The following is a 4,981-nucleotide window of genomic DNA, read 5'->3' as shown; positions in this document are numbered from 1 at the left end:
CACTCCTGCAAATAGAAATCCAAAACGCTAACGCATTTTTTGTCTTTTTCAATTAGACTAAGCTTTCAAGCAAAGCTTGGGCTTAGTCTAATTGAAAAATCCAATACCTTTTGGTATTGGATTTCTGCTTGATGTGGGTCATACTGGATTCGAACCAGTGACTTCTACCCTGTCAAGGTAACACTCTGAACCAACTGAGTTAATGACCCGAACTAAATAAAAAAACCCTAACATTTGCTAGGGTTAGTGGGCGATGAGGGGTTCGAACCCCCGACCCCCTCGGTGTAAACGAGGTGCTCTGAACCAGCTGAGCTAATCGCCCTAAATTGGGATTGCAAATATAAACCTAATTTTTATTTCTCAAAAATAAATTTCACTTTTTATTTCACATATTTCACCCACAAACTGAAACTTAAAATTCATGTATGAATAGTTCTTGATAAACAATGGTTTAAATTTAAAAACAACAAACCAAAAAACTTTAAAAAGAAAAAAGTATCTTCGTTATTTAAATTATATCGACTAAAATGAAACTTTTAGAAACATTAAAAGAAGAAAAATCATGCAATCTAAAAGGTGGTATTTATCATAAAACTCAAATAAGACTTACTTACAACACCAACAGAATAGAAGGTAGTAAATTATCTGAAGAACAAACAAGATACATTTACGAAACCAATACCTTATTTACTGAAAAAGAAACAAATACGACAAACATTGACGATATTATTGAAACAGTGAATCATTTTCAGTGTTTTGATTATATGCTAAAAATAGCTGACGAACCTTTATCAGAAAAACACATTAAAAAATTTCATAAAAAATTAAAATTAAACACTTCAGACTCAAAAAAGGAATGGTTTAAGGTTGGGGCATATAAATCAAAGCCTAATGTTGTTGGAGAAATTGAAACATCTAAACCAAATGAGGTAAAAAAACACATTAGTGAGTTGTTGAACACTTATAATAAAAAAAATAATATTGAAATTTATGATATTATTGATTTTCATTATGAATTTGAGATAATTCACCCATTTCAAGACGGAAATGGTAGAGTTGGAAGACTTATAATGTTCAAAGAATGCTTAAAAAATAATATTGTCCCATTTATTATTGAGGATGAATTTAAATTTTACTATTACAGAGGTTTGACAGAATACGCAAAAATAAAAGGCTATTTAGTTGATACCTGTCTATCTGCACAAGATAATTATACAGAATTAATGAAATATTTTGAAATCGAAAGATAAAAAAATAGAAGCAGTGCCCAACAATATGACGAAATTTATGACTGAAATGAAAGGTTTATGTATTTTTAGAAATTAAAAGTTTAGCCGAAAAGCTTACACATTTTAAGATCCCACTTATGTTGTTTGTAAACCCTTACAAAACTTCCGCTACAGTAAACGTACTTCCGCCGACATAGATTAAATCTGAGACTGTAGCTTGTGATCGAGCTGAGTTTAATGCTAAATTTATACTTGAATAAACTTCACCCTTCAATTTGTATTTTGATGCTGCATTTTGTAAATCTTCAGCGGCTAAACCTCTTGGAATATCAGGTCGTGCGAAATAATAATGAGCAGTGTCGGGAAATAAAGGCAAAATTCGACTCAAATCTTTATCATTGACAACCCCTAAAACAATATGCAATTCATCGAATTTTTCAGAAAGCAATTGCTCTATGACATAAATCAAAGCTTCTTTGTTATGTCCTGTATCGGCAATGATTTTTGGCTCAAAACCTATTTGCTCCCATCGCCCTCTCAGCTTTGTTTGTTTCACAACATTTAGCAAACCATGTCGAATATGTGCTTCTGAAATTTTGAATGAAGTTGACTTATTCAACAGCTCTGTTGCTGAGAGTACAGTTTTGATATTTTTAGTTTGGTAATTCCCGATGAGGTCAGATTGATAATCTGATTTTTCTGAATTGGCAAAATGAATTTCAGCGGAAACCTCAAGCGCTTTAGCTTCAAAAACAGGCTTGGTTTCGCTATTCGTTTCGCCTATGATTACAGGTATATTTGCTTTTATGATACCAGCTTTTTCTGCAGCAATTTCACTTAAAGTTTCTCCTAAAAAAGCAGTATGATCCAAACCAATATTCGTGATGACCGACAATATCGGTGAAATGATATTTGTAGAATCCAAGCGACCGCCCAAGCCGACTTCTATAATCGCTACGTCCACTTGTGCTTTTGCAAAATAGGCGAAAGCCATACCGACACTCATTTCAAAAAAAGACAACTTTTGCTTTTCTAAAAAGGATTTGTGTTGGTGGATAAATTCGGTAACTTCAGTTTCAGAGATTTCTAAACCGTTGATTTTAATTCGTTCTCGGAAATCTTTCAAATGTGGTGAAGTGTACAAACCGACTTTATATCCAGCAGATTGAAGCACAGAAGCCAACATATGACTCACAGAGCCTTTGCCATTGGTACCACCCACATGAATGCTTTTGAAATTATCCTGTGGCTGATCCAAAACCTTACAGAATGCCTGAATATTAGTTAAATCTTTTTTGAAAGCTGTTTGTCCCTGCCGCTGATACATAGGCAATTGCTGAAACATCCAATCCAGCGTATCTTGGTAAGTCATTTGTTATTCAGATAATTTGAAAACGTAAGTGATGAATCCAATTTGTCGTGATGGTGCGTCAGGATCACTATTGAATTTGGTGGCCAATGCTGCGCGTTTGGCTGGCTCTGTCAAACAACTGCTGCTATTGGTTGTGCCTTTAACGCCAGGTGTTGCACGAATAACATTACCTTGACGATCAACCTCAATTTTAACGACCACTTCACCTGACTCGTCACACTTCTGAACAAATTTTTCTTTATTCAAAGCTTTTCGCCCTCCCAATCGGTAGTTGCCATCGCCATCGAGACCTTTACCAGTACCATAGTAGTTTTTGGCATTAGGATCGCCATCTGGATCACCTTTATCTCCAGCTTGATTGTCATCGCCTTCTCCGCCTTCAGCTTCACCGTCATTTTCAGGCCCATTCATCATACTTTCCATCGCATCGGTTACCGATTGGTCAGGTTTTGGATCAGGTTTCGGTTCTGGCTCAGGGTCGGGTTTAGTTTCTTCAACTTTCTCAACCTTTTCTTGTGTCTCTTCTTCAGGTTTTTCGGTCACTTCTTCTGGCGTTTCTTCCTTTTCCTTTTCATCTTCAATCACAGGCGCATCTTCAGTATCCTGAGTCAAGACTTCTTCTTCGACTTCTTCTGTACTTGTTTCTTCCACTTCTTGTGGTGGTGGCGTATTTTGTTGAGGCGAGGTTTTGATGGGCTCGGTTGGCTGTACATCGCCAGAACCAACATCAGTTGTACCAAAATTGACCGCTATACCACGCTCTTCTGGCGGATCCATATAGGTTAAGCCAAAAAAGAACATCAATAGGAAAAACAATATGTAAATCACCGAAGTGATCACAAATGATTTTTTTTCATGTTTGGTTTTCAATATAGCCACAATTCAATTTATTTGGGTTTGACCGCTAATACAATTTTGTATTTATTTTGGTTGGCAATATCCATAATCCGTACCGCTTTTTCAATAGGCACACCTTCTTCTGCTCTCAGAATAATCGTCGGATCTTCTACACCTCGGAGTTTGGATTTTAGCGCAGCTTCCACTCTAGATGAAGCGACTTTTTCGTCATTGATATAAAATTCCAAATCCTTGGTAATACTCACCGACACGTTCTGTTGACTGGTAGTTTTGCCTTTGGCTTTGGGTAAAATTAAATCCAAAGCTTCAGGTGTAATCACTGGCGAGGTCAGCATGAAAAAAATCAATAACAGAAAAACTATATCTGTCATGGAAGACATGCTGAACTCTGGACTTACTTTATTTCGACCTCTTAAATTCATAATTAAGTGGGTTCATTTAATAAATCAAGGAAATCTACGGCAGTCGCTTCCATTTGGTGTACAACTTTATCGGTTTTCACAACCAAATGGTTATAACCGATATAAGCGATAATTCCAACTATCAAACCAGCGACAGTCGTTGTCATTGCTGTGTAAATTCCTTCTGCCAAAGAACCCATTTCAGCTTGACCACTACTAGTGGCCAATTCATGGAATGCCAAAACCATACCAATTACGGTTCCTAAGAAACCAATCATTGGGGCAGCTCCGGCGATGGTTGCGAGAATACTTACGTTTTTCTCCAGTTTATAGACTTCCAAACGCCCTGCATTTTCAATGGCTGTATTGATATCTTCCAAAGGCGAACCAATTCTGGAAATCCCTTTATCTGTTAATCTCGCCACTGGTGAATTTTCCTGAGCACAACGCATTTTTGCAGCTTCAATATTGCCAGCAGAAACGTTGTCTTTGATTTGATTCATAAAATTCTTATCGGTTTTGGACGCCGCTTTGATGGCAAACAAACGTTCAAAATAAATATACATGGCTGCTGCGAGCAATACCATCAAGATAATGATAATGATAGTTCCCCCGGATCCACCACTGAATAACAAATCTAAAATCGATAGGGTTTTTTCTTCTGAAACCTCTTCTGCTGCGCCTTCAGCGGTTTCGGCAGATTGCTGCACAAAGTATGTTAACATGCTGTCTTTTTTTATTTCTATTTTAAACGCTAATGTAAGGAATAAATTTTATTTTGAAATTTTAGTTTTTGATTTCAAGTTGATTTGTTTCAGGAAACAGGTATGTTAAAGTTTGATGTTTTAAATTGGAACTGGTTTACTGATGATTTGAAAGTTTTGGCCATTAGCTTTTTTGCATTTGGTCTATGGCTTAGGCTGAAGAGAGTTAGATATTAGATGTAGATGTGTAAATTTGAAGTCAAAAATTTGAAATATCCTGCTGTCAGTTCGAGTGTTTATTACGACTGGCAAGGGCGTAATAAATGTATCGAGAACTAAGTTTATGTTTTTCGATAGAATAACTTCTCGATACTATTTCAATAGCTTCTTATCGAATCTTTTGAAATCACTCGAAGT

5 protein-coding genes and 2 tRNA genes are annotated in these 4,981 nt (G+C 36.3%); 1 reads left to right on the top strand and 6 read right to left on the bottom strand.

Annotation, left to right across the window (positions count from 1 at the left end; translation table 11 throughout):
• Positions 1–134 precede the first annotated feature (134 nt).
• Positions 135–209, bottom strand: a tRNA-Val gene (locus EIG86_RS02925).
• Between the two features lie 38 nt (positions 210–247).
• Positions 248–322, bottom strand: a tRNA-Val gene (locus EIG86_RS02920).
• 205 nt (positions 323–527) lie between these two features.
• Between EIG86_RS02920 and EIG86_RS02915 the strand changes: the two genes are divergently transcribed.
• Positions 528–1,250: a Fic family protein gene (locus tag EIG86_RS02915; protein ID WP_127844652.1), complete on the top strand. Its 723-nt coding sequence runs from the start codon at positions 528–530 to the stop codon at positions 1,248–1,250.
• Between the two features lie 133 nt (positions 1,251–1,383).
• Here EIG86_RS02915 and EIG86_RS02910 read toward each other — a convergent pair whose 3' ends face one another.
• The 4 genes from EIG86_RS02910 to EIG86_RS02895 are packed head-to-tail and all read right to left on the bottom strand — an operon-like array spanning position 1,384 to position 4,585.
• Positions 1,384–2,601, bottom strand: a complete 1,218-nt coding sequence (locus EIG86_RS02910) for a bifunctional folylpolyglutamate synthase/dihydrofolate synthase (RefSeq protein ID WP_127844651.1) — start codon at positions 2,599–2,601, stop codon at positions 1,384–1,386.
• 3 nt (positions 2,602–2,604) lie between these two features.
• Positions 2,605–3,480: an energy transducer TonB gene (locus tag EIG86_RS02905; RefSeq protein WP_127844650.1), complete on the bottom strand. Its 876-nt coding sequence runs from the start codon at positions 3,478–3,480 to the stop codon at positions 2,605–2,607.
• 8 nt (positions 3,481–3,488) lie between these two features.
• Positions 3,489–3,881: an ExbD/TolR family protein gene (locus tag EIG86_RS02900; protein ID WP_127844649.1), complete on the bottom strand. Its 393-nt coding sequence runs from the start codon at positions 3,879–3,881 to the stop codon at positions 3,489–3,491.
• 2 nt (positions 3,882–3,883) lie between these two features.
• The gene (locus tag EIG86_RS02895; protein ID WP_127844648.1) at positions 3,884–4,585 is read right to left on the bottom strand and encodes a MotA/TolQ/ExbB proton channel family protein; all 702 of its coding nucleotides are present in this window, start codon (positions 4,583–4,585) and stop codon (positions 3,884–3,886) included.
• Positions 4,586–4,981: the final 396 nt, after the last annotated feature.

This window comes from Psychroflexus aestuariivivens (assembly GCF_004010055.1).
Classification (GTDB): Bacteria; Bacteroidota; Bacteroidia; order Flavobacteriales; family Flavobacteriaceae; genus Psychroflexus; species Psychroflexus aestuariivivens.
Note: the sequence above shows the minus strand (reverse complement) of the source record. Positions and strands in the feature narration are given on the sequence as shown.